Genomic DNA, 26008 nt, shown 5'->3' on the forward strand with positions numbered 1-26008 from the left:
CCTGGCATGGCAGCCGACCGGATCGACAGCCCTGCATCTAGGGTCTGGATGGGTCCGAATTAGGGTTCTTGTGCCATCTTACGAAGATTTAATGTCCGCAGGCGCGTCGGTCGGCGCATCAACGCCCATTGGTGCGCCTGAGATAGGCCGAGGCGATCTCCCGCATCCGCTTGCCATCGAAGCTCGGCCCGTGCCCGCCATGGCCGACGCTTATGGGCAGGTCGAGCAGCCGCTGCATCGTGCGGCGATAGGCGACGCGGTCGGAATCCGGCAGGTCGTCGATCAGCATGCCGTCATAGATGGCGTCGCCGGCGAAAAACAGGCCGTCGGCCTCGTCGAACAGCGCGATCGAATCAGGCGAATGTCCCGGCAGGTGCAGCACCTTGAACTGCCGGTCGCCGAGATCGACGACATCGCCCTCGGCAAGCGTTCGTGCCAGCGGTGCCGGTGGGATCCTGTAGTCGGCCGCTTTCCAGCCCGGCGCCGGCAATTTCGAGACGGCGTCGTCGAGATTGTGGAACATGTAGGCGTAGGTGACCACCTCATCCATTGTGTCGAATTTTTCGGCGCTCATTGCCGGTCCCGCCCGCAGCGGAAATTCGTGCAGTGAGCCGACATGGTCGAGGTGGATATGCGTGGCGACGACCAGCAGTGGCTTGCCGGCAGGCGTGTCGATCTGAGGCGCCAGCGGACAGATCCCCATGCCGGTGTCGACGAGCAGGTCGACGTCGCGGCCGCGAAAATGCCAGATGTTGGCGCGCACGAAATCGTGCACGAACGGCTCGGTCAGCATCGTCGTCCTGGCGTCGATACTGGTCTTGCTGAACCAGTCGCCCACCAGACGGTCACCCATTAGACGAACGGCTTTCCAACCTTATACTTCTCCGGCACCAGCCGCTTCAGATAGGCCATCCCGGCCTCGGACAGCTGATTGACATCGGGCTTCATGAAATCGTCGGGCATATGGCGGGTCTTGCCGGCGACATTCTTCAGCGGCACCTTCTTCAGTACGGTTTTCGTGCCGTCATATTGCAGCGCCACCGAGCCGCCTCCCTCTTCGGCGACGGCAACGGCAAAAGCACCGGCGTCGAAGGCTTCTTGTGCGTCGACGGCGCTGATCGCCCCGACATAGCCGCGCGGCATGTAGCCGAGCGCATCGACGCGCGCCCGCTTGCCCGGCAGTCCCTCGGCCAGTGCCCGCTCCAGCGCTGCCGGCAGGTCGCTGCCCGACAGTTTGACGTTGCCATGGGCGTCCCGCTCGAGCTTATCCGGCGGCACCAGGCTTTCGACCAGCGCCTTGCCGTCGGCGGTGCTGACGCCTTCCGACACGGCAACGATGCAGCGCTTGTGGCGGTCGAGCGTGGCGCGCACGTCGTCGATGAAGCCGGCGGCCGAGAACGGCCGCTCCGGCACGTAGACGAGATGCGGGCCGCTGTCCGGATCGAGCTGCCATGCGGCGGCGGCGGCGGTGAGGAAGCCGGCGTGCCGGCCCATGACGATGCCGACATAGATTCCGGGCAAAGCGCGGAAATCGAGATCGACCGAGAGGAAGGCGCCGGCGACGAACTCGGCCGCCGAGATGAAGCCCGGCGTGTGGTCGTTCTCCTCGAGGTCGTTGTCGATGGTCTTCGGCGCATGCACGAAGGCCATCGTGCCGCCGGCGGCATCGGTCAGGATCTGCTGCGTGCCCGACGTGTCGTTGCCGCCAATATAGATGAAGGCGTCGGCGCCGGCCTTCTTCAGGCCGTTGAGGATGACCTCGCAATAGGCGGCGTCCGGCTTGTCGCGCGTCGAGCCGAGCGCCGCACTTGGCGTCGCCGCGATCAGCCTGAGCTGTTCCTCGGGGATGGCCGAAAGGTCGGCGTAGTTGCCGTCACGAATGCCGCGCACGCCATGGATCGAGCCCAGGACCTTGGCGCCGGGATGCCGCTTGCGGATCTCCAGTGCTGCACCAACCATGGTCTGGTTGATGACGGCGGTCGGTCCGCCGCCCTGCGCGATCACAAACGTTCCTGACATTCTTCAGTTCTCCCGGATGGTGGCTTCGCAGGCACATTCGCCTGTCTTGCGGCATCACGCAACGGGAGAGTCAAACGGCTGCGAGCAGCCGACGAAGGATCAGACGACGACGACCGGGTTCTTCTTGGAAACACGGCTGTAGAGGTCGATGATGTCCTGGTTGATCAGGCGCACGCAGCCCGACGACATCGCCTGGCCGATGCTCCACCATTCGGGCGAACCGTGGATGCGGTAGCCGGTGTCCTTGCCGTCCTGGTAGATGTAGAGCGCCCTTGCACCGAGCGGGTTGGTGAGGCCGCCGGGCTGGCCGCCCTGCCATTTCACCAACTCAGGCTTGCGCGCGATCATTTCGGGCGGCGGTGTCCACAGCGGCCATTCCTTGCCGTACTGGATGTTGGCGCGGCCCGACCAGCGGAAGCCATCCTTGCCGATGCCGACACCGTAGCGGATCGCCTCGCCGCCGGGCTGCACCAGATAGAGCATGCGCTCCTGCAGATGGACGACGATGGTGCCGGGCGCCTCGCCGGTCTGGTCGACGACGATCTGGCGACGGAACTCCGCCTTGACTTTCTGATAGGGCACCGCCGGCACCTCGAAGCCACCGTCGGTCAGCGAGGCGTACATCACGTCCGGGCCGGTGATGTTCTTGTCGACGCTGATCGCCGGGCGGATCGGCCGCACCGAGCCGGTGGTGGTGTCGTCGAGCTGCAACTGCGGCAGGTCGAGCGTCTGGCTGCAGCCGGCCATGCCGAGCAGTGCCATGGCGCCGGCGCCTGACAGCACCGTGCGGCGGGAAAGCAGATTGTCGGTTTCGCTTGCGTCGCCATTCACTGGCGGCGTCAGATCTTGCGGCTTACGCATGCACCCAAACCCTACGCTGTCGGCGGGAAAACACGGTCCGGCCGGATAGGGGGCAGTTTCGCCAATCATGGTTGAAAAAGCGTGAAGGGCCGGACTTTGGTCTTAACCCTGTTCTGCCGTTGCCCGCGCAGGCAAGGCGAAACGGCCGCCGCGGGATTTCGAAAAAGCCTCTTTACATTCTTGCGCACCCAAGGATTTATCCTTTTCTTTGCGCTCAAGGAGACATCGATGTCCTTCGAAAACTGGGCCGCCTTCGCCGCCGCCTCCGCCATCCTTCTCGTCATTCCGGGCCCGACCATCCTTTTGGTCGTGTCCTATGCGCTGGGCCAGGGCTGGCGCACGGCGCTGCCGATGGCGGTCGGCGTGGCACTGGGCGACTTCACCGCCATGACGCTGTCGATGCTGGGCATCGGCGCGCTGCTTGCGGCATCGGCCACCGTGTTCACCGTGCTGAAGGTGATCGGCGCCTGCTATCTGATCTATCTCGGCGTAAAACTGTTCCGCGCCGGCGGCGCGCTCAAGGCCGAGCCGCGCACCGATGTGGTGTCCTCGGCGAAAATGATGGCGCATGCCTGGCTGGTCACCGCGCTAAATCCGAAAAGCATCACCTTCTTCGTCGCCTTCCTGCCGCAGTTCCTCGACCGCCACGCGGATTTCTGGACGCAGATGCTGATCTTCGAGACGACCTTCCTGGCGCTCGCCTTCGCCAATGCCTTCGGCTACGCGCTGATCGCGGCACGGGCACGCAACGTGGTGCGCAATCCCCGGGCGATCCGCATCTTCAACCGCACCGGCGGCACGCTGCTGGTCGGTGCCGGCATCGCCACCATGGCGGTGCGCTCGGGAAATTGAGGGCAGGAGAAATTCACCTGCCCTGGCTGATTTGCGTGCTCGATGAGCCTGGGCCGCAGGTTGGCGCGCCAGCCTTTGTTGGCCTAAGATAGGCTGGCTCCGGCATCTGATGGAGGGCTAGGCATGGCAATCAAGGACGCATTCGGCCTGACATTGTCGGGTGCGACGGAGGCCGGCTTCGCCCCCTACGCCCAGGCCGTGCGCGAACTGCAGTGCTTCATCGGCGACCCGGTCGCCTCGGCCGACCGCGCCATTGCCGAAAACGCCGATTTCGTCATGGCGCATGTGTTCAAGGGCTATCTCTTCGGCCTCGCCACCGAGCGCGAGGCAAGTTTGGTGGCCAGCAGATGTCACGAGGCTGCGCTGCCCCTGGCTGCGACGCCGCGCGAGCAGGCGCATGTTGCGGCCCTTGGCCATCTCGCCGCCGGTCGCTGGCATGAGGCTTCGCGAATGCTCGAGGACGTCGCCATCGACTTTCCGCTCGACATGGTGGCGCTGCAGACTGGGCACCAGATCGACTTCTTCACCGGCAATGCCCGCATGCTGCGCGACCGCATCGGCCGCGCTCTGCCGTCCTGGCAAAGCGACATGCCGGGCTACCACGCCGTCCTCGGCATGCAGGCCTTCGGGCTGGAGGAGATGGGCGACTACGCGCGCGCCGAGAAGTTGGGCCGCACGGCGGTCGACATCGAGCCGCGCGACGGCTGGGCGCAGCACGCCGTTGCTCATGTCATGGAAATGCAGAGCCGGCAAAGAGACGGCATCGCCTGGATGCGCGCCAACCCGGAGGCGTGGACGAAGGACAGCTTCCTGCAGGTGCACAATTGGTGGCATCTGTCGCTGTTCCACTACGATCTCGGCGAGACAGACGAGGTGCTGGCGCTCTATGACGGGCCGATCTACGGCACGCCGTCGACGCTGGCGCTCAACATGGTCGATGCCTCGGCGATCCTGTGGCGGCTGCATCTCGGCGGCGCCGATGTCGGCGGGCGCTGGGCAGCCCTTGCGGCCAACTGGCCCAAGGCCGGCGCCGGCAATTATGCCTTCAACGACGCGCATGCGATGATGGCCTTCGTTGGCGCCGGCCTCGAGGCGCCGGCCCGAGCCCTGCTCGAAGCACAGCGCGAGGCGATGCGCGGCAGTGACGACAACGCTGCCTTCACCCGGGATGTCGGCCGCCCTCTGACGCTCGCCATCAAGGCGTTCGGCGACGGCAATTATGCCGAGACGGTCCGCCTGATCCGGCCGATTCGCGCCATCGCCCAGCGCTTCGGCGGCAGCCACGCGCAGCGCGACGTCATCGATCTCACTTTGATCGAGGCGGCGCTGCGTTGCGGCGACCATGCATTGTCGCGGGCGCTAACGGCGGAACGCACCCTGGCGCGACCGGACAGCCCGCTCTCGGCATTGTTTTCGCAACGCGCCGCCGAATTGTCCGAGAATTGACCGGCGGCGAATCTTGCCTTAAAAACTGGCCAAGCCAGATTTTTTCGAGATCCGAAAAAATTATTGGCAGTGGGAGGAAAGCATGTATCTCGGCCTCGATCTGGGCACGTCGGGCGTCAAGGCGCTGTTGATCGATGCCGGGCAGACTGTCGTCGGCTCCGGCCATGGTTCGCTCGACGTATCGCGACCGCATCCCGGCTGGTCCGAGCAGGATCCTACCCATTGGATCCAGGCCTGCGAGACGGCAATCGCCGAGCTGAAGGCGTCGCATCCAAGGCAGCTTGCCTCGGTGAAAGGCATCGGCCTCTCCGGCCAGATGCATGGCGCCACCTTGCTCGACGCCGCAGACAAGGTTCTGCGCCCCTGCATACTGTGGAACGACACGCGCAGCCACACTGAGGCGGCCGCGCTCGATGCCGATCCGCGCTTTCGCAAACTCACCGGCAACATCGTCTTTCCCGGCTTCACCGCACCTAAACTCGCCTGGGTGAAGAACAACCAGCCCGGTGTTTTCGCCAAGGTGGCAAAGGTGCTCTTGCCGAAGGATTTCCTGCGGCTCTGGCTGACCGGCGAGCATATGTCGGAAATGTCGGATTCCGCCGGCACCTCATGGCTCGATGTCGGCAAGCGGCGCTGGTCCCTGGAACTGCTCGCCGCCACCTCGCTCGACGAAAGGCAGATGCCGGCGCTGGTCGAAGGCACAGCGCCCGCTGGCCTGCTGCGCGCCGAGCTGGCCTCGAAATGGGGCATACAATCAGCCATCCCGATCGCCGGCGGCGCCGGCGACAATGCGGCCTCCGCCTGCGGCATGGGGACGGTGGGTGCCGGCCACGCCTTCGTCTCGCTCGGCACGTCGGGCGTGCTGTTTGCCGCCAACGCCTCCTACCTCCCCAATCCGGCAAGCGCGGTGCACACTTTCTGCCATGCGCTGCCCGACACCTGGCACCAGATGGGCGTCATCCTGTCGGCCACCGATTCGCTCAATTGGCTGTCGGAGATATCAGGCAAGAGCGCTGGCGAACTGACCGCCGAGCTCGGAGAGAAACTCAAGGCTCCGACCGGCGTATCGTTCCTGCCCTATCTCTCTGGCGAGCGCACGCCGCACAATGATTCCGCCATTCGCGGCTCGTTCACCGGCCTGGCGCATGAATCCAGCCGCGCCGTGCTGACCCAGGCGGTGCTCGAAGGCGTCGGCTTTGCTTTCCGCGACAGCCTCGAAGCGCTGAAGAAAGCCGGCACGACATTGACGCGGGTGACGGCGATCGGCGGTGGTTCGCGCTCGCGCTACTGGCTGAAGGCGATCGCCACCGCTCTGCAGGTGCCGGTCGACATTCCCGCCGATGGCGATTTCGGCGCCGCCTTCGGTGCCGCCCGGCTCGGCCTGATCGCCGCGACCGGCGCCGATCCGCTTGCCGTCTGCACCGCGCCGGCCACCGACACCACCGTCGAACCGGATGCGGCGCTTATCGGCGCCTATGCCGATGCCTATCACCGCTACCGGGCTCTTTACCCGGCGATCAGAGGCGCCACGGCGTGAGCGGGTTCTTGCCCACGCCGCGGCATCACGGCTCACTGCGCCGGCACCTTGTCGAGGAAGCCGGTGACGCTCTTCAGGCGGCCATTCTCGATGACGCCGATATCGGTGCCTTCGATCACGGACTCGGAGCCTTCCGGCCCGAGGTTCCACGAGAAGCGGATCGTGTCGGCGAACCCGTCCGGCTTGCCCTTCAGCGAGAACCGGAAGCCGGCAAAGCGCTGTTGCACGCCATCGATGAGTGCGGCGACACCTTCATGGCCGTCGCCCTGCATGATCGGATCGCGATAGCTGACGTCCTCGGTAAAGGTCGCCTTGAGCAATTCCGCCCGGCGATCCGCATCACCCTCGTTCCAGGCGGTGATGTAGTTCTGGGCGATCGTGTTGAGGTCGGTCATGGTCTGTCTCCTTCGTTGAGTGGCTTTGACACGAGCCTTTTCGACCGGCGTGAGCGTGAAACCAATTACGCCTGAGGTAATCAGGGCAAACTTTCGAGAGGACAGAAATCATGAGCAGCGGATTTTTCGGCGACATCCAGAAGATCAAATATGAGGGACCGGATTCGACCAATCCGCTGGCCTACCGGTTCTACAATCCCGACGAAATTGTCGCCGGCAAGCGGCTGGAAGACCATCTGCGCTTCGCCGTCGCCTACTGGCACTCCTTCGCCTGGCAGGGCGGCGATCCCTTCGGTGGCCAGACCTTCGATCGTCCCTGGTTCGCCAAGGCCGGTGGCATCGACACGATGGAGTTGGCAAAGCTCAAGGCCGACGTCGCCTTCGAGATGTTTTCGCTGCTCGGCGCGCCCTATTTCTGCTTCCACGATGCCGATGTGCGGCCGGAAGGCAGGGACTTTTCCGAAAGTGCGGCGCGTCTCGACGAGATCGCCGACTATTTTGCGGGAAAGATGAAGCAGACCGGCGTCAAGCTCTTGTGGGGCACCGCCAACCTGTTCTCGCACCGCCGCTTCATGTCGGGTGCGGCCACCAATCCCGATCCCGATGTCTTTGCCTATGCGGCGGCGACGGTGAAAAGCTGCATCGACGTCACCAAGCGGCTGAAGGGCGAGAACTACGTGCTGTGGGGCGGACGTGAGGGCTACGAGACGCTGCTCAACACCGACCTTGGCCGCGAGCAGGACCAGGCTGGACGCTTCCTCAGCCTCGTCGTCGACTACAAGCACAGAATAGGCTTCAAGGGCACCATCCTGATCGAGCCGAAGCCGCAGGAGCCGACAAAGCACCAGTACGACTATGACGTCGCGACGGTGTACGGCTTCCTCAAGCGCTTCGGTCTGGAGAAGGAGGTCAAGCTCAACGTCGAGCAGGGCCACGCCATCCTTGCCGGCCATTCCTTCGAACACGAACTGGCGCTGGCCAATGCGCTCGGCGTCTTCGGCTCGATCGACATGAACCGCAACGACTACCAGTCCGGCTGGGACACCGACCAGTTCCCCAACAATGTGCCGGAGATGGCGCTGGCCTACTACCAGGTCTTGCTGGCCGGTGGCTTCAAGACCGGCGGCACCAATTTCGACGCCAAGCTGCGCCGCCAATCGCTCGACCCGCAGGATCTGCTGATCGGCCATATTGGCGGCATGGACGCTTGCGCTCGCGGTCTCAAGGCCGCGGCACGTATGGTCGAGGACAAGGCGCTGTCGGGACCGCTGGCAGAACGCTATGCCGGCTGGAATTCGGCCGAGGCCAAGGCGATGCTGTCGGGCAAACGCACGCTGGAGGAGATCGCCGAGCGTGTGGTGAAGAAGAAGATCGAGCCGCAGCCGCGCTCGGGTCGCCAGGAACTGCTCGAGAATATCGTCAACCGCTACGTCTGAGCGCGAAATTCCGTCCATACCCTTTCCAGGGGCGGCCAAGCACATTGCTGCCCCGGAACGGCTTTGCGCGATGGGCAGGACCGGCGACACGGTTCTGCCCCGCATCGCCCCTCAATCGCCTCGCTCTTGCCTTCAAACAGCCGTCACGGATCTCGTATAAGTATGGCTCCTGTGGCGGGTGAAGAAGAAGGAGGCGAACCGATATGCAGCACGAACGCGAAATCGACGCCCTGCTCTCGTCCGGCGAGACCGGATCGATCATCGATCGGCTGATGGCGTTGCCGAGACCTACCGACGATGTGAAGAACGAATGGGATCGCGCCGTCAGCAGCCGATTCGAAGTCCGTCTGGCGAGACAGATGCGCTCGCAGATCGACAATGGCAGCGATCGTCAAAACGCGGCTTGATCTCACCAAAGCGCTCCGCGCTTTGGAATCTTTGTTTCTATGCATGTCGTTGTCCCAAAACCGCTACACACTTTTGGGCGACATGCATTAGCCCCGGCGCAGCCTGACCGGCGCTTCGCCGAAAGCTCTTGAAAACGCTCTGGAAAACGCTGCGGCGGACGAAAATCCCGTCCGCCCGGCGATGTCTGCCATGGCGATGCGCGTGTCGACCACCAGCCGGCGTGCGGCGCCCAGCCTGAGCCTGAGGTAGTAGGCGCCCGGCGTTTCGCCGATCGACTTGCGAAAGATGCTTTCCAGTGTACGCGCCGTCACCCCGGCGCGCTTGGCCACCGCGGCGATGGTCAGCGGCTGGTCGACATGCGCTTCCATCAGCCGGATCGCTTGCGCCAGCCGCGGATCGTAGCCATCGAGCCGGCCAAGCGAGACCAGCGGCTGCGCATCGGTGGCGGCGCGCGCCTGGTCGTAGATGAACACGCTCGCCACATCGAGCGCCACCGCCATGCCGAGCCGCGTGCGAATCAAATGCAGCATCAGGTCGAAGGTCGGCGAGGCACCACCCGAGGTGAAGACGGGACCGTCGATGACATAGCGGTCAGGACGCACGTCGACACCAGGAAAGGCCGATGAAAAGTCCTCCATGTCCTCCCAGTGGGTGGTGGCGCTGCGCCCTTCCAGCAGACCGGCCCGCGCGACCAGCCACGTGCCGGCCTCGACGCCGCCGCAGGCCCGCGCGGCACGCGCCGCCCGCCGCAGGCCGGCAAGCAGCGCCGACGTGGCATAGTTCTGTGTGCCGAAACCGGCGACCACGATAAGCACGTCGGTGACTTCGGTGGCATCGAAGCGGCCGCTGACCGCAACCGGCAGGCCGCAAGTCGTCACCGGCGCCTCGCCGGTCACCGAAACCAGCTTGAAGTCGAACAGTGTCTCGCCGCCGATGCGGTTGGCGGCGCGCAGTGGATCGATGGCCGAGGCCACGCACATGATCGATGAGCCCGAGAACACCAGCAGCGTCACCTTGAGCCGCGAGCGCTCAGCACGAAAGATATCCGATTTTTCGCTTTTGGTCATGAGTGCTTCGTAAAACGCAAAACAGTTTCCGGCAAGTCAGTCATTGTTGTTGTCTGTCTTGATTGGGAGGAAATTTCATGCCGCTCGCGATGAACCGTGAGGTTTTCATTACCTGTGCCGTGACCGGATCCGGCGGTTCGCAGGACCGCAGCCCGCATGTGCCGCGTTCGCCCAAGCAGATCGCCGATTCGGCGATCGACGCGGCCAAGGCGGGTGCTGCGATCGTCCACTGCCATGTGCGCGATCCCGAAACCGGCAAACCGCGCCGCGACGTGCATCTCTACCGCGAGGTTACCGAGCGCATCCGTGACGCCAATGTCGACGTCGTGCTGAACCTGACCGCCGGCATGGGCGGCGACATGGTGTTCGGCTCGCCCGAGGCGCCGCTGCCGCTGAATGAAAAAGGCACCGACATGGGCAGCGCCACCAACCGCGTCGAGCATGTGCGCCAGTGCCTGCCGGAGATCTGCACGCTGGATTGCGGCACGATGAATTTCGCCGAAGCCGACTATGTCATGACCAACACGCCCGGCATGCTGCGCGCCATGGGCGGCATGATGACGGCGCTCGGCGTCAAGCCCGAGATCGAGGCCTTCGACACCGGCCATCTGTGGTTCGCCAAGCAGCTGGTCGAGGAACAGGTGCTGAAGCCAGACGCGCTGGTGCAGCTCTGCATGGGCGTGCCGTGGGGCGCGCCCGACGACCTCAACACCTTCATGGCCATGGTCAACAACGTGCCGTCGACCTGGAACTGGTCGGCCTTCTCGATCGGCCGCAACCAGATGGCCTATGCCGCCGCGGCGGTGCTGGCCGGCGGCAATGTCCGCGTTGGCCTCGAAGACAATCTGTGGCTCGACAAGGGCGTGCTCGCCACCAACGCACAGTTGGTCGAGCGCGCGGCCAGCATCGTCACCAACCTGGGCGCCAGGATCATTGGGCCCGAGGAAGTGCGCAAGAAGCTGAACCTGACCAAGCGGGCGCCGATAGCGGCATAAGGACTGGGATAGCCGGGAGGTCGGCATGGCTACCGTCAAATTCACCGCGATGAAGGATGGCGACAAGGACGACTATGAGTTCTTGACCGCGCATGAAATCGACTATGCCGCGAAGACCGGCGAACGGCTGCTCGATGCGCTGGTGCAGCTCGACGAGGGCCTGTCCGGCTACAAGATCACCCGGCTCGGTCACTCGCTGCAGGCGGCCACCCGCGCCTGGCGCGACGGCGCCGACACGGACTGGATCGTCTGCGCGCTGCTGCACGACATTGGCGACATCTACGCGCCCTACAACCACGACGAATATGCGGCTGCGATCCTGAAGCCTTTCGTGCGCGAGCAATGCACCTGGGTGGTGGAAAAGCACGGTGACTTCCAGCGCCTCTATTACGCGCATCATCTCGGCGGCAACCGCCACGCCCGCGACCGCTTCGCCGGACATGCCTATTTCGACGATTGCGACCAGTTCTGCGAGCGCTGGGACCAGTCGAGCTTCGACCCGGATTACGAGACGCTGCCGATCGACTTCTTGCGGCCCTTCGTGCTCGAAGTCTTTGCCCGCAAGGTCTACGACCCCTCGGTCATCCGCGCCGGCGAGCGCGTGCCCCTCACCGATCCCGTCATGGCGAACACAAGAACCGGAGCCTCCTTATGAGCATCATCAACAAGGCGGCCGCCATTGGCGGCGGCGTCATCGGCGCCGGCTGGGTGGCGCGGCTGCTCTTGAACGGCATCGACGTGGCGATCTTCGATCCCGACCCGGAAGCCTCGCGCAAGGTCGGCGAAGTGATGAAGGGCGCGCGCCGCGCCTACAAGCAGATGCTGCCCGGCGGCCTGCCCAAGGAAGGCAAGCTCACCTACGCCAAGACCATCGCCGAAGCGGTCGCCGACGCCGACTTCATCCAGGAAAGCGTGCCTGAGAGGCTCGACCTCAAGCACCGCGTGCTGGCCGAGATCGATGCTCATGCTCCGGCCAACGCTATTGTCGGCTCCTCGACCTCGGGCATCAAGCCGACTGACATGCAGGTGGCGATGAAGAAGCATCCGGAGCGGCTGGTCGTCGGCCATCCGTTCAACCCGGTCTATCTGCTGCCGCTGGTCGAGATCGTCGGCGGCGAGCAGACTTTTCCCGAGGCGATCGAGGTCGCCAGGGAGATCTATGCCTCGATCGGCATGAAGCCTGTCGTCATCCGCAAGGAGATCGAGGCCTTCGTTGGCGACCGCCTGCTCGAAGCGGCCTGGCGCGAGGCGCTGTGGCTGATCAAGGACGGCATCTGCACGGTCGAGGAGCTCGACGACATCATGCGCTATGGCTTCGGCCTGCGCTGGGCGCAGATGGGCATGTTCCAGGTCTATCGTGTCGCCGGCGGCGAGGCCGGCATGCGCCACTTCATGGCGCAGTTCGGGCCCTGCCTGCAATGGCCGTGGACCAAGCTGATGGACGTGCCGGAGTTCAACGACGAACTGGTTGACCTCATCGCCACGCAGTCGGACGATCAGGCACATGGCCTGTCGATCCGCGAGCTGGAAAAGATCCGTGACGACAATCTGGTCGCGATCATGGAAGCGCTGTCGAAGCAGAACAAGGGCAAGGGCTGGGGTGCCGGCGCCTTGCACAAGGACTACACTAGGCAACTGGCCAAGCTGGCGGCGAAGCAGCCGACGGCCTCCAAGGCGGCCGAGAAGGCCAAGGCGAGCAAGCCGGTGAAGAAAGCCGACAAGCCGAAGAAAAAGAAGAAGGGCTAAGACCATGGATTTCGGTCTGTCGGAGGAGCAGAAACTCATCGTCGAGACGACGCGCGCGTTCGTCGAAAACGAGCTTTACCCGCACGAGCGCGAGGTGGAGCGCACTGGCGTGTTGCGCCGCGAACTGATCGAGGAGATCAAGGTCAAGGCGATCGAAGCCGGTCTCTATGCCGCCAACATGCCGACGGAAGTCGGCGGCGCCGGGCTGGATACGGTGACCTGGCTGCTCTACGAGAAGGAACTCGGCCGCGCCAATTATGCGCTGCACTGGACCTGCGTCGCGCGTCCTTCCAACATCCTGCTGGCCGGCACGCCGGAGCAGCGCGAAAAATATTTGTTCCCGTGCATTCGCGGCGAGAAATGGGATTGCCTGGCGATGACCGAGCCGGGCGCCGGCTCCGACCTGCGCGGCATGAAGGCGACCGCTGTGCAGGACGGCGACGACTGGCTGCTCAACGGCACCAAGCACTTTATCTCCCACGCCGACCTCGCCGACTTCGCCATCGTCTTCATGGCGTCAGGCGAAGAGGATTCACCACGCGGCAAACGCAAGAAGATCACCGCCTTCTTCGTCGACAAGGGCACCAAGGGCTTTGCCATGCGCGACGGTTACCGCAATGTCTCGCATCGCGGCTACACCAACGCCATCCTGGAATTCGACGACTGCCGCTTGCCGGCAAGACAGGTGCTCGGCGAGGTTCACAAGGGTTTTGACGTCGCTAATTCCTGGCTTGGCGCCACCCGCCTGCAGGTCGGCGCCACCTGTCTCGGCCGCGCCGAGCGGGCGCTTGGCCACGCCGTCGAATATGCCGCCCAGCGCCAGCAGTTCGGCCAGCAGATCGGCAAGTTCCAGGGCGTATCGTTCAAGCTCGCCGACATGGCGACCGAATTGAAGGCCGCCGACCTGATGGTGTTCGAAGCCGGCTGGAAGTACGATCAGGGTACCGTCACCGATCAGGACATGGCCATGGCCAAGCTGAAGGCCACCGAGATGCTCGCTTTCGTCGCCGATGAGGCGATCCAGATCCATGGCGGCATGGGCCTGATGGACGACCTGCCGCTGGAGCGCATCTGGCGCGATGCGCGCGTCGAGCGCATCTGGGAAGGCACTTCGGAGATTCAGCGACATATTATTTCGCGGGCGCTGCTGCGTCCGTTCGGGGCTTAGAGCATGATCCCCAAAACCGGGAACCAGATCGTGCTCAAACGAAAAGATGACCATGCATAAACTCGAACGTCTCCTGCGCCCGAAATCGATTGCCGTGTTCGGTGGGGCGCAGGCCGCCGCCGTCGTTGCGCAATCGATCAAGATGGGCTTTGCCGGCGAGATCTGGCCGGTGCACCCGACCAAGGACGAGGTCGCCGGACGCAAGGCCTATCGTTCCGTTGCCGACCTTCCTTCCGCACCGGACGCCTCTTTTGTCGGCGTCAACCGGCATCTCTCCATCGAGGTGGTCAAGGCACTAGCCGAGCGTGGCGCCGGCGGTGCCGTCTGCTTTGCAGCCGGCTTCCTCGAGACGGAAGCCTATGACGAGGATGGCGAACGGCTGCAGGCCGAGCTCGTCGCGGCGGCGGGCGAGATGCCGATCATCGGCCCGAACTGCTACGGCCTGATCAACTATGCCGACGGCGCGCTGCTGTGGCCCGACCAGCATGGCGGCATCAGGCTGCCCGAGGGCGGCCGCGGTGTCGCCATCATCACCCAGTCGTCCAACATCGCCATCAACATGACGATGCAGAAGCGCGGCCTGCCGATCGCCTTCCTGATGACGGCCGGCAATCAGGCGCAGACCGGCCTGTCCGAAATGGCGCTCGGCCTTATCGAAGACGAGCGCGTCACCTCGCTCGGGCTGCATATTGAGGCCTTCGATTCGGTAGCCGGCTTCGAGCGCCTGGCAGCACGCGCCCGCGAGTTGAAAAAACCGATCATCGCCATGAAGGTCGGCCGCTCCGAACAGGCCAGGCAAGCGACTGTGTCGCACACCGCATCGCTGGCCGGCTCCGATGCCGCTTCGGGCGCGTTCCTGAAGCGGCTCGGTATCGCCCGCGTCGATTCCATCCCCGCCTTCATCGAGGCGCTGAAGCTGCTGCATGTCACCGGTCCATTGCCCGGTTATAGGCTGTCGTCGATGAGCTGTTCGGGCGGTGAGGCGTCCGTGATGGCCGACAGCGCGGAGGGGCGTTGGGTCAATTTCCCGGAGCTCACCCACAAGCACCGCGCCCATGTCAAATCAACGCTCGGGCCGTTGGTCGCGGTGGCCAATCCGCTCGACTACCACACCTTCATCTGGAACAACGAGCCGGCAATGACCGCTACCTTCACCGCCATGGTGTCGGGTGGCTTCGACCTCAACATGCTGGTGCTCGATTTCCCGCGCCCCGACCGCTGCTCTGATACCGACTGGTGGGCAACCTTGCGCGCTTTCGAAGCGGCGCTCAAGTCCAACGAGGCGCAAGGCGCGATCGTCTCCTCGCTGCCGGAAAACCTGCCCGAAGAATACACGGCAGGCCTGATGGCGCGCGGCATGGTGCCTCTGTTCGGCATTTCCGAGGCGATGGACGCAGCCCAGGCGGCAGCCTTCATCGGCTGGGCCTGGCGCGAGCCGCAGGCGCAGCCGATCGACACCTCGGCATCCGGTGCACCGGTTGGCAGCCACATCACGCCGGACGAGGCCGAGGCAAAATCGCGGCTGATCGAGGCCGGTCTGCCGGTGCCGAAGGGCGAGCGCGCCGGCAACGCCGTCGAAGCGGTGATCTCGTCCATGGCGCTCGGCTTCCCGGTGGCACTGAAGGCTTTGGGCGTCACCCACAAATCCGAGATGGGCGCGGTGCTGCTCAACCTCAAGGATGCCGAATCCGTCAGCACCGCCGCCCATGATCTCGGTCCGCTTGGCACCGGTCTCTATGTCGAGCGCATGGTGCGCGACGGTGTCGCCGAGCTGATCGTCGGTTTCACCCGCGACCCGATGTTCGGTGCGGTGATGACGCTGGGCACCGGCGGCGTTCTGGTCGAGCTGCTGCGCGACAGCGTCACCCTGATGCTGCCGGCGACACGCGACGACATCGAGGCGGCATTGCGCGGCCTCAAACTCTACCCGCTGCTCGAAGGCTATCGCGGCCGGCCGAAAGCCGATGTCGCGGCGGCCATCGAGGCGATATCGGGCATCGCAGCCTTCGTGCAGCAGAATGCCGGCGAGATCGAGGAGCTCGACATCAACCCGCTGATCGTCTGCGCTGAAGGCAAGGGCGCCTGGATCGCCGACGCGCTGCTGGTGCTGGGAGAGAAGAAGAATGGCTGACGTCATTTCGACCCGCCGCGAGGGCACGATCCTCGAAGTTACGCTCGATCGGCCGAAGGCCAACGCCATCGACCTCAAGACCTCGCGGTTGATGGGCGAGACGTTCAAGGCGTTCCGCGACGATCCTGAGTTGCGCGTCGCGATCGTCAAGACAGCCGGCGACAAGTTCTTCTGCGCCGGCTGGGACCTCAAGGCGGCTGCCGGCGGCGACGCGGTCGACGGCGACTATGGCGTCGGCGGCTTTGCCGGGCTGCAGGAACTGCGCGACCTCAACAAGCCGGTCATCGCCTGCGTCAACGGCATGGCGGTCGGCGGCGGCTTCGAACTGGCGCTGTCCTGCGACCTCATCTACGCTTCGGACCATTCCTCCTTCGCGCTGCCCGAAATCCGCGCCGGCACGCTGGCTGATGCGGCGACGATCAAGCTCCCGAAGCGCATTCCTTACCATGTCGCCATGGACCTGCTGCTCACCGGCCGCTGGATGGATGTCGCCGAAGCGCATCGCTGGGGCCTGGTCAACGAGGTTCTGCCCAAGGAAAAGCTCGAGGATCGTGTCTGGGAGATCGCCCGGCTGCTCGCCAGCGGTCCGCCGCTGGTCTTCGCCGCGATCAAGGAGACGGCGCGCGTTGCCGAGGCGCTCACCTTTCAGGAGGCGATGAACAAAGTGACGCGCCGCCAGCTGCCGACCGTCGACGCCCTCTACGGTTCCGAGGACGGTATGGAAGGTTTTCGCGCTTTCGCCGAAAAGCGCGATCCGGTGTGGAAGGGCAGGTAGGACGCCGTCCGTTCAGCAGCCATGACCGACTACAAAACCCTCATCGACGCCGAGACCTGGGCCTATATCGAGCGGATCAATTCCTATTATCCGCCCGACACGATCGACTACACGATCGCCGAGCAGCGCGCGATCTACGATCGCATGTGCCGAGAATTCTTTGCCGGCTATCCGCAAGGCGTGACGGCAGAAACCACCGCCATTGCATTAGTCGCGCACAATATCCCGATCCGAGTCTACCGCAACGCGACGCCGAACAACGCTGCGACGGTACTCTATGTCCATGGCGGCGGCTTCATCCTCGGCGGACTGGACAGCCATGACGATGTCTGCGCCGAGCTTTGCGCCCGTACCGGCCATGAGGTGGTGTCGATCGACTACCGGCTGGCGCCGGAGCATCTGCACCCCGCCGCCTTCGATGACGTATTGGGCGCCTTCGAATGGGCCGCCAAGACCTATCGATGCCCGGTCCTGCTTTGCGGCGACAGCGCCGGCGGCAATCTCTGCGCCGCCGTCAGCCATGCAACGCGCGGCCACGCCAAAAGGCCGGTCGGCCAGATGCTGATCTATGCGGGCCTTTTCGGCGACCGTTCGAAGGGTTCCTATGTGACGCATGCCGAGGCGCCGATGCTGACGGTGCGCGACATCGAATACTACAAGCACATCCGCACCGGCGGCGTGGACCGAACCGGCGACATCACCCTGTCGCCGCTGGCCGACGCCGATTTCGCCAACCTGCCGCCAACGGTGCTGATCACCGCCGAATGCGACCCGCTGTCGTCAGACGGCGAAGCCTATCGCGACCGTATCCTTGCCGCCGGCGGGCGGGCCTGGTGGTTCGAGGAGCCGGGGCTGGTGCATGCCTATCTCAGGGGTCGGCATATGGTCGGACGTGCTCGCGCGAGCTTCACCCGCATCGTCGATGCGGTGTCGGCGCTGGGCAGGGGCGACTGGATCTGGTGAGCCCCTTCGACATTTGCGCCGATGCGCAATGACGGCGTCTTGCCGTCGGTCACTTCGATCAAACTGAGCGACCAGCGCACGGGCCCTTCGTCCCGGCCAGTGAACCTTTCCGCCTCCGTCCGCGACTGACGTGAGGTGCCGCATGGTGCGGCCCGGAAAGGAAAGCCCGCCATGACCAGACACCCAGAGGCTCCACGGTCTCCGGGAACAACAGGAGCTCAGCGCGACCACCGCCTTCGGGATGGGGTCGATGCGCTGGGCTTTTCGCTGATTCCGTTGACCCTGCGTAAGAGCCGGCGTATCGTGACTGTGAGGAAAGCAGACAATTCGATCAGGGACGAACGTGACGGAACGCCGCGCCTTGCCCTGATTCGCGCGGCGAATCCGGACGTTTCTCCCGTATCCTGTGGGGGGAATGTCATGTCTCGCGATCACGGCTCGTTCGTGCCCTCTCGCGCCGGCCGTTTGCGCCGCGCGGGGCAGACCGCCAGCGCCTTGCTGGCACTGGCGCTGACCGCCAGCCTGTGGCTGGGCGGCCACGCCCAGGCGCAGGAAACCCAAATCATCTATCCCGGTTCGATGGCGGTGACCGGATTTTCCGGCACCATCATTCCCGGCTTCGAGGAAGGTCTGCCGCCTGGCGTCGATCCGGTCGACGAGACCTTCATCGACACCACGCGCGCAACCTTGCGCGTTTTCGACGTTTCAGGGCTGGGCGGACCGGCCTCGGGCCAGCTCATCTACACGCCGCCGCCCTTCGAGGTGACGGCCGAGCAGATCGGCCACGTATTTGCGCTCACCTATGACGACGGCGTGCGCGATGGCGTTCCCTCGGGCATTCCGAACCTCTATGCCGGCGCCACCTCGCTGCACGGCATCCGCATCGTCACCCCGGACGAAGACGCCGACGGACGGCCGGAACGGCAACGCCGCGGCACTGCGGGCGCCACCTTCATGGACGGCCAGTTCGGCACCGAAAACGGCGGCGGCCCCGGCGCGATCTGGAAGATCGACGGCATCACCGGCGCGGTCTCCAAATTCACCGACCTCGACACCAACAGCGGTCCCGGCATCGGCGACATCAGCTTCGACAGCATTCACCGCCAGTTCTTCGTCAGCGACCTCGACACCGGCCTCATCCATCGCATCGACGCCAACGGCGCATTGATCGACAGCTTCGACCACGGCGTTGCCGGGCGCCCGGCGCACGGGCTCGCCCCTGTCGCCGACGACGGCGCGGTGATGGACATCCAGGGTGCTGCCTTCGACAGTGAAGACCCCGACAGCTGGGGCTACACGCAGGACGAACGCCGCGTCTGGTCCGTCGCCTATCATGGCGGCCGGGTCTATTACTCGGTCGGCGAAAAGGCCGAGATATGGTCGGTAGGCATTACCCGTGACGGCAGCTTCGCCGGCGATCCGCGCTGGGAGCTGACAGTCAAGGCCGACAGGGACTACGCCGTCACCGACATCGCCTTCGACAACCAGGGCTTCATGTACCTGGCGCAGCGCGGTCCGGTGGAAAACCGCTACGATTACAGCCAGTTCGCCGATTCCGGCAAAGGCGGGGTCATCCGCTACTGGCGCGAGAACCCGGACGATCCGGAGACGGAATCGATCTGGGTGGAAGAGCCGCAGGAATATGCGGTCGGCTTCCCGCAGGGCAACCGGCAGTCGGCCGGTGGGCTGGACCTGCAATATGGCTATGACGCCGAGGGCAATCTCGACACCCGCTCCTGCGCCGACACGCTGGTCAACACCGGCGACAAGCTGCGCGACAATCCGGCATTAGCCGAACAGCTCGCCGCCGGTGGGCCGTCCGCCGTGCACGGTGTGCAGATCACGCCGACGCCGCTGGTCAAGCCGGCCAACGTGCCGCCTTTCGGCTCATGGTTCGTCGACTTCGACGGCTATTTCGAAGACCCCGAGGTAGAAGGCCATGTCGGTGACGTCGAGGTGTGGCGCCCCTGCGAGGGCCGTGCCGGCTACTATGAGGAGATACCGGGCGGCTATCTGCCACCGTTCTATCCGCCGGATTTTCCGCCGCCCGGCGATCTGCCTCCCTGTCTCGATGTCGAGGATGTCAGGTATTTCTGCACGCCCTCCGGCCTCGAGGCCGATCTCTATCTCCATGACCATGCCGGCTTTGGCGGCGATTCGATCAAGGCTTCGTCCAGGACACCAGGCGTCGGGGTGACTTCACCCATGTCGCATGCGCCCGGCGCGCCCTACACGATCAACATCACCGGCCATGATCCGGGCGACACCGTCAATGTCGGGCTCTGCTTCTACAGGCAGTCCGACCGCGACAAGGGCGGCTACTTCCCTTGCTGCAAGATGACCGTGCCGCTCAGAATGCCAGCCGTCAGCTGCGAACCGTGAGGAGGGAAAGATGATGAATCTCGCACTTTCCCCGCTCGCCCAGAGCAACCGGTCAACCAGCACGCAACCAACCGTCATGGAGACGATCATGAAACCCCTGTCACTCGCCAGGCGCGGCGCGCGCTGGCTGATGGCGGCCGGTATCGCGGTCGCCATGCTGACGCCAGTACAAGGCTTCGCGCAAGACGCGGCCCCGATCAGCCCGGAGCTGAAGCTCGACCTCGACAATTCGCGGGTCGTCAATCCGAGGCCCGACCGGATCGTGCCCTTCTTCACCAAGAAAGGCACTCAAAGAGGCTGCGACTACGTCGTCTATTCCCTGAGCTTCGGCTTGCGCGGCGATCCGCAGGGCTTTGCAGATCCAAGCTTCGTGGCCAGACTGAAAAAGGTCAGGGTCGACTTCAAGGACCAGCTTCCGCACGGCCTTGAGATCGTCAATGTCAATGTGTCCGGCGACGGTACGGATTCGTCAGGCGGCCCGCTGCCGGGTGCGACCGTCAGCACGTCGGCAGATCCGAACGATACGGCGACGGTTTCCGATTTCCGGATTTCCGCCGCCGATCTCGACGGCGTCGGCGCCCCGAACGAGCGCATCATGAATTTCCGCATCACGGCCAAGATCGATCATGCGGCGTTTCCCGCGCCGACGATCGTCGACAACCAGGGTCTGATCACGGTGACCGCCGGACCGGGCACCGCGAAGATCATCCCGTCGCAGGATCCGAGCAAGCCGGATGACGGCGATTACCTCACCGGCGAAAAGACCTCGATCAAGATCGACCTGACCAAGTGCAATCGGCCGCCGCCACCTCCCGGCAAGGAGTGCTTCAAGGTGGAGCGCGGCAAGGTCGATTGCGTGCCCGGCGGCGGCGCCTTCATCTACCACATGCCTGTTGGCCCGGAGATGGGCGGCAAGTGGGTGCAGGTCTCGACGACGACGCCCGGCATCACCATCATCCCCGACACGCAATTGGTGCCGGCTGGCGGCGGTGTGCTCAACTGGAAGATCGTCGGTGCATCGCCCGGCGACGTCATCCACCTCATCGTCACCGGCATCGAGACCTATGCCGGGCCGGAGGAAGGCTGGGGCCTGTGCTGCTCGCAGACCATCGACATCGTCATTCCGCGCGACCTCAGATGCCCGCCCGACAAGGAGCCGGACCTCAAGGTCGAGAAGCGCGCCGACGTGACGCGTTGCACGATGGGCGGTGGCTGCGACTTCACCATCCGGGTCACCAATGTCGGCGGAGCGCCCTATCACGGCAAGATCGTGCTCGACGAAGTGACGCTGCCGGCCGGTTCCACGCTCGATTCAGGGCCCAATCCGCCCTGGGTCTGCGTACCCGGAGCAACGCCGATGACGTGCACCCATCCGGTGACCACGCTCAATCCGGGGGCTTCCGTCGACCTCAAGCTCGGCTTCAAGCCGACCGGGGGTTGGCAAGGCGGTGCTTTACGCAACTGCGCCACCTACAATTATGGCGCCAGCGGCAAGCCGCTTTTCGGCAGCCAGCAGAACGATCGCGGCTGCGCCTCGATCCCGATCTGCCGGCGCGGCGATCGTAACCCGGACTGCCGGCCGCCGGTCGAGAAGAAGGTCGACCTGATCCTGAAGAAGCGTGCCCGCATTCCGGTCTGCACGCCCGACGGCATCTGCTACTTCGTGATCGACATCATCAACAACGGCAGCGTCCCCTATAATGGGCCGCTGACGGTCATCGACAACTATCCGGGCGGCGCGCCGGCATCCTCGACCTTCGGTCCGAGCCCGCCCTGGACATGCGGACCGAATGGCCCCGGCCAGTTCCGCTGCGACAATGCCGGCATCGTGCTGATGCCGGGCGCCTCGACGCCGATCGTCGTCAAGGCGGTGATGCCGGCCGGCTACCAGTCGGACACCGTCGAGAACTGCGCGGCGCTGAAGCCCGTCCCCGGTGAGGTCGACCTCACCAACAACAAGGCCTGCGCCAAGGAACGCTTCCGTCATCCCAATGGCGGCAAGCCGACCCTGCGCATCACCAAAGTGTGCAACGGCTCGCTCGCCGGTGCCGCGGTCATCTCGTGCCGCATCACCGTCATCAGCCTCGGCACCGCTGCCCCCACCGGTCCGGTGCGGGTCAACGATGCCGCGACGCTGGTGGCCGGCGGCGCGCCGGTCCAGATCCAGACCGTCACTTCTGACGGCGCGGAATGGGCTTGCGGGCCAGTCCCTGCCAATGCGCTGTCGTGCCAGATTCCCGGCGCCGTGATGACGCCCGGAACATCCAGGCATTTCGACGTGACGGTCTCGGCCAATGGTGAGTTCGAGAACTGCGCGCGCGGCTCCTACGGGCCGGCGCCGGGAGACGACATCGTCTATCCGATCGGCCAGGCTTGCGCCAAGGGCGGCGGTGCCTCGACCATCCGTGTCGAGAAGACCGGCGACAGCGAGTGCCAGCCCGGTGCGCCCTGCACGTTCGAGATCACCATCACGAACGACGGGACGACCCCCTTCTCAGGTCCGGTCCGCATCGGTGATGCGATCGGCGTGGAAGGACTCGGCAGGCTGGACGGCGTTGCGATCACCTCGATCGAACCGCCCTTCGGCTGCTCGCCGGAACCGGCAACCTTGCCTCTGTCCTGCATCGCCAACCTGACGCTCGGCGCGGGGGAAAGCCACGTGCACACTATCACCGTGGTCATTCCCGACGATGGCCGTCTGGCCGATCTGCGGGGCACGGTGAACGGCCAGAACTGCGTTGGCGTCCTGTCTCCCGACACGCGGGTGCAAGGCGGCGGCGACGTGCTTTCCGGCAATCAGGCCAACATCCAGGGTGATCGCGGCAAGGCCTATGCCTGCCATCCCTTCACCATAAGGAACGAGGTGGAGAAGGAATGCTCGCAAGGCTTCGTCATGAACGATGCCGGCAGGTGCGTCTGCCCGCCCGGCACCACCTTCCGAAATGGCCAGTGCTCGCCCGGCGGCGGCGTCATCACCGACCCGAAGCCGAAGCCCTGCGTCCTGCTGAAGGGCCAGATCCGCACCGAGGACGGACGTTGCATCTGCCCGCGCGGAACCGAGCTTGAGAATGGTGCCTGCGTGAAGGTCACGCAGGGCTGCACCATCCCCGGTTCGGTCCCGACAGCGGACGGCAACTGCCGCTGCCCCGCCGGCACGCATCTCGACAGGAATGCGAATGCCTGCGTGCGGGACAAGGAGAAGCCCGAGCAGTGCACCATTCGCGGCCAGGTTCATGACGCTGACGGCGATTGCGTCTGCCCGAGAGGGACCGAGGTGCGCAATGGTGCCTGCCGGCCGATCCGGCCGAAACCGGAGCAGTGCACCATTCGCGGCCAGGTCCACAACGCCAATGGCGATTGTGTCTGCCCGAAAGGGACTGAGGTGCGCAATGGTGCCTGTCGTCCGGTCCGGCCAAAGCCGGAGCAGTGCACGATCCGCGGCCAGGTCCACGACTCCAGCGGCAATTGCGTATGCCCGAAGGGTACGGAGATCCGCAATGGCGCCTGCCGGCAGAAGAAGCCCCAGCTGGAGCAGTGCACCATCCGCGGTCAGGTGCATAACAAGCGCGGCGAATGTGTCTGCCCGCGTGGCACCGAGGTCCGTGACGGCGCTTGCCGTAACGTTCGGCAGGAATGCGCGCCCGGCTCGCAGTTGATCAACGGCCAGTGCCAGCCGATCATCATCAGGCGCTGCCCGGCCGGGACGACTGGAAGGTATCCGAACTGCGTGCCGATCCGCAGGCAGCCGGAGATCAACCCGAACTTGCTGCTCAATCCGAACATCCTCCAGCAGGTCCTGCCAAGGCGTACGCCGCAGGTGGACCAGCAGGATCCGGCCACCCTGAACTCCAAGCCGTAATCCTTGGCACCACAAGACCAACCCCGCCGGAGCAATCCGGCGGGGTTTTTGCTTGGCGTGAACCTTGCGGCTGTGAGCGGCGACCAACGCCTGAAGGAACACATCAGGAGAGAGATATGTCTTCAGTCAGCTACGCCTTTCGCAATACGGTTGCGACCGTTGCCTTGCTCGCAGCCGGACTAGCCACCACCTCTGCCTTCGCCGAACAGGCCAATATCAAGTCGATGTCTTTCGACACGCAGAGCGTCAACACCACGCTCCATGTCGTTTCGAGCGACAAACAGAAATGGGATACGCTGAAGAGCGGCACCGTCCAGTTCTGGGGTCACATGAAGATCAACACACGCTGGCCCGGCTATGTTCAGGATGTCGGCGTCGCACTCGGCGTCTGCGGACCCGGCCAATGCGGCCCGTTTCCGCCGATCTGGAGCGACGCGCCAGTCAGCCGCGACTACGACCACCAGGAAAACTTCGCCTTTGACCCGTCCAAAATACCGCTGTCGTCGGACACCGGCATTGCCGTCGTGCCCTATGGCGACCAGATCATTGCCAAGTGCAACCAGCACCTGCAGGCCGACGGACCGACGAAATCCCATACGTTCAGCCACACGTTCCACGCCAGCTTCACCGCGCTTACCGACAAGGCGCTCGACATGGACAATGCCGTCGCCGAAACCCAGCCGGGCAGCTGGCCTTATCCACTCTTCGACTCGCATTACGCCGAGCACGGCACGTTCCAGGTCCAAATCGTCTGCGACCCGGTGATCAAGCCCACGGTGCAGGACATCGCCACCGACTTCGGCAAGTTCGAGGTCGACAGCGTCAAGCTGTTCTTGACCACCTACCAGTCGAACCAACCGGGCTCGACGCCCGGCACGGTCTGCCCCGCGCTGAAAGTTACCAGCCGGGCGCAGGCCAACCAGGCCGGGCCGGTCTCGATGCGCATCTGGCGACAGAAGGACGGCGGCCCGATCACCTCCGAGTTCAAGCAGGCGTGGGCGTCATATGACGCGGCCAAGAACGGCTATTTCGCGACCTACGAGAAATGGGAGAATGTCGGCGCCACGGCCTACTTCCAGTACAAGACCGAGATCGTCGGCAACGGACCGTTCGAACCCTTCGACGGCTGGAAGGACATCACGGTACATTGTACCGGCGCCGGCGGCGGTGGCTTCGCCGACGCACCGCAGACCGATCCCGACAACCCGCCGGCGCAAGCTGGCTGGCAAGGCGAAGTGACAGTTTCCGATAGCGCTGGAGGAAAGAAACTGTGCCCACGCAAGGGCCAGGTCGCATTCGAAGTGACCGCGACGAGCCCGGCGCGTTCCACTACCGGATCAGCTGCTCCAATGGCGCCTTCTTCACCGGAACCGAGGTCGCCTTCAACAATGGCGGCGTGTTCAAGGCGAGCGCTTCCCACGATCTCAGCATCGTCAGAACCCGCGCGATCCAGTGCACGCTGCAGGAGATCAAGCAGAACGGCTCCATCGCCACCGTCGATACGGACAAGGAGGATTTCACCTGCATAAAGCGCACCTTCGAACCGGAAGCCGACGATCTCGTCTCCAGCACGCGCCCGGACTTCGGCAAGCCGAGACTGCCTCCGGTTGTCGTCGATCCCGGCCGCAAATGCCTGCCCAGCCAGACATTGCTGCGCGGCAAATGCATCGACAGGCCGCTCGTTGCCGCATGCAAAAGCACCGAAAAGCTGGTCAACGGCAGGTGCATCGGCGTCAGCATCCACTGCCTGCCGGGTTATCGTCAGGTCGGCTTGAAATGCGTGAAGAACCCGGTGATCGCCGACACATGCAGACGCGACGAACTGCGCATCAACGGCAAATGCGTGCGCAAGCCTCCCGTCATCATCGACTGCAAACGCGGCTATCATCTGGTAGGCAAGGCGTGCGTCAAGGATGCGGTCATCACCACGGGCTGCCGGGCAACCGAAAAACTGGTGCGTGGACGTTG

The 26008-nt window shown here is 64.5% G+C and carries 20 protein-coding genes; 15 read left to right on the forward strand and 5 right to left on the reverse strand.

Annotated features, from left to right (window positions below; translation table 11 throughout):
* Positions 1 to 118: 118 nt before the first annotated feature.
* From D3227_RS01290 to D3227_RS01300, 3 genes are all read right to left on the reverse strand, one after another.
* Entirely contained in the window at positions 119 to 853 is a 735-nt protein-coding gene (locus D3227_RS01290) for an MBL fold metallo-hydrolase (RefSeq protein WP_167480562.1), read from the reverse strand.
* Positions 853 to 2019 carry a diphosphate--fructose-6-phosphate 1-phosphotransferase gene (locus D3227_RS01295; RefSeq protein WP_120011879.1) on the reverse strand — a complete coding sequence of 389 codons (1167 nt, stop codon included), beginning with the start codon at positions 2017 to 2019 and terminating at the stop codon, positions 853 to 855. The genes D3227_RS01290 and D3227_RS01295 overlap by 1 nt, the downstream gene beginning before the upstream one ends.
* 99 nt (positions 2020 to 2118) lie before the next feature.
* Entirely contained in the window at positions 2119 to 2880 is a 762-nt protein-coding gene (locus D3227_RS01300; protein WP_120011880.1) for a L,D-transpeptidase, read from the reverse strand.
* Between the two features lie 228 nt (positions 2881 to 3108).
* On the opposite strand from D3227_RS01300, the gene D3227_RS01305 reads away from it, so the two are divergent.
* The 3 genes from D3227_RS01305 to xylB all read left to right on the forward strand — a co-directional run bounded on the left by D3227_RS01305 (position 3109) and on the right by xylB (position 6715).
* Positions 3109 to 3732 (forward strand): LysE family translocator, encoded by a 624-nt coding sequence (locus D3227_RS01305; protein ID WP_120012194.1) that lies wholly within the window; start codon positions 3109 to 3111, stop codon positions 3730 to 3732.
* A gap of 123 nt (positions 3733 to 3855) precedes the next feature.
* A complete protein-coding gene (locus D3227_RS01310; protein ID WP_120011881.1) occupies positions 3856 to 5178 on the forward strand; it encodes a tetratricopeptide repeat protein in 1323 nt (440 codons plus the stop codon).
* 82 nt (positions 5179 to 5260) lie between these two features.
* Positions 5261 to 6715, forward strand: coding sequence for a xylulokinase (gene xylB, locus D3227_RS01315; protein ID WP_120011882.1), 1455 nt, complete (start codon positions 5261 to 5263; stop codon positions 6713 to 6715).
* A gap of 32 nt (positions 6716 to 6747) precedes the next feature.
* On the opposite strand, the gene D3227_RS01320 is transcribed toward xylB, so the two are convergent.
* Positions 6748 to 7110 (reverse strand): nuclear transport factor 2 family protein, encoded by a 363-nt coding sequence (locus D3227_RS01320; RefSeq protein WP_120011883.1) that lies wholly within the window; start codon positions 7108 to 7110, stop codon positions 6748 to 6750.
* A 110-nt stretch (positions 7111 to 7220) separates the two neighbouring features.
* Between D3227_RS01320 and xylA the strand changes: the two genes are divergently transcribed.
* The gene (xylA, locus tag D3227_RS01325) at positions 7221 to 8546 is read left to right on the forward strand and encodes a xylose isomerase (protein WP_120011884.1); all 1326 of its coding nucleotides are present in this window, start codon (positions 7221 to 7223) and stop codon (positions 8544 to 8546) included.
* Between the two features lie 203 nt (positions 8547 to 8749).
* Entirely contained in the window at positions 8750 to 8953 is a 204-nt protein-coding gene (locus D3227_RS01330) for a hypothetical protein (RefSeq protein WP_006202320.1), read from the forward strand.
* 87 nt (positions 8954 to 9040) lie between these two features.
* Here D3227_RS01330 and D3227_RS01335 read toward each other — a convergent pair whose 3' ends face one another.
* Positions 9041 to 10021 (reverse strand): GlxA family transcriptional regulator, encoded by a 981-nt coding sequence (locus D3227_RS01335; RefSeq protein WP_120011885.1) that lies wholly within the window; start codon positions 10019 to 10021, stop codon positions 9041 to 9043.
* Positions 10022 to 10098: 77 nt separating this feature from the next.
* On the opposite strand from D3227_RS01335, the gene bcoG reads away from it, so the two are divergent.
* From bcoG to D3227_RS01385, 10 genes are all read left to right on the forward strand, one after another.
* Complete coding sequence (gene bcoG / locus D3227_RS01340) at positions 10099 to 11016, forward strand: 3-dehydrocarnitine:acetyl-CoA trimethylamine transferase BcoG (protein WP_120011886.1); 918 nt, start codon at positions 10099 to 10101, stop codon at positions 11014 to 11016.
* A gap of 25 nt (positions 11017 to 11041) precedes the next feature.
* Positions 11042 to 11671, forward strand: a complete 630-nt coding sequence (locus D3227_RS01345; RefSeq protein WP_120011887.1) for an HD domain-containing protein — start codon at positions 11042 to 11044, stop codon at positions 11669 to 11671.
* Positions 11668 to 12762 carry a carnitine 3-dehydrogenase gene (locus tag D3227_RS01350; RefSeq protein WP_120011888.1) on the forward strand — a complete coding sequence of 365 codons (1095 nt, stop codon included), beginning with the start codon at positions 11668 to 11670 and terminating at the stop codon, positions 12760 to 12762. The genes D3227_RS01345 and D3227_RS01350 overlap by 4 nt, the downstream gene beginning before the upstream one ends.
* 4 nt (positions 12763 to 12766) lie before the next feature.
* Positions 12767 to 13930, forward strand: a complete 1164-nt coding sequence (locus tag D3227_RS01355) for an acyl-CoA dehydrogenase family protein (RefSeq protein ID WP_120011889.1) — start codon at positions 12767 to 12769, stop codon at positions 13928 to 13930.
* 52 nt (positions 13931 to 13982) lie between these two features.
* Positions 13983 to 16061: an acetate--CoA ligase family protein gene (locus D3227_RS01360; protein WP_120012196.1), complete on the forward strand. Its 2079-nt coding sequence runs from the start codon at positions 13983 to 13985 to the stop codon at positions 16059 to 16061.
* On the forward strand, positions 16054 to 16836 hold the full coding sequence (locus D3227_RS01365; protein ID WP_120011890.1) for a carnitinyl-CoA dehydratase: 783 nt from the start codon (positions 16054 to 16056) through the stop codon (positions 16834 to 16836). Before D3227_RS01360 ends, D3227_RS01365 begins: the two co-directional genes overlap by 8 nt.
* Positions 16837 to 16857: 21 nt before the next feature.
* Entirely contained in the window at positions 16858 to 17799 is a 942-nt protein-coding gene (locus tag D3227_RS01370; protein WP_120011891.1) for an alpha/beta hydrolase, read from the forward strand.
* A gap of 420 nt (positions 17800 to 18219) precedes the next feature.
* Positions 18220 to 20181 (forward strand): hypothetical protein, encoded by a 1962-nt coding sequence (locus D3227_RS01375; RefSeq protein ID WP_120011892.1) that lies wholly within the window; start codon positions 18220 to 18222, stop codon positions 20179 to 20181.
* A 10-nt stretch (positions 20182 to 20191) separates the two neighbouring features.
* Positions 20192 to 24040 (forward strand): DUF7929 domain-containing protein, encoded by a 3849-nt coding sequence (locus D3227_RS01380; RefSeq protein ID WP_120011893.1) that lies wholly within the window; start codon positions 20192 to 20194, stop codon positions 24038 to 24040.
* 116 nt (positions 24041 to 24156) lie between these two features.
* Positions 24157 to 25569 carry a hypothetical protein gene (locus D3227_RS01385; protein ID WP_245451609.1) on the forward strand — a complete coding sequence of 471 codons (1413 nt, stop codon included), beginning with the start codon at positions 24157 to 24159 and terminating at the stop codon, positions 25567 to 25569.
* Positions 25570 to 26008: the final 439 nt, after the last annotated feature.

The sequence above is a fragment of the Mesorhizobium waimense genome (assembly GCF_003601975.1).
In the GTDB taxonomy this organism is placed as follows: Bacteria; Pseudomonadota; Alphaproteobacteria; order Rhizobiales; family Rhizobiaceae; genus Mesorhizobium; species Mesorhizobium waimense.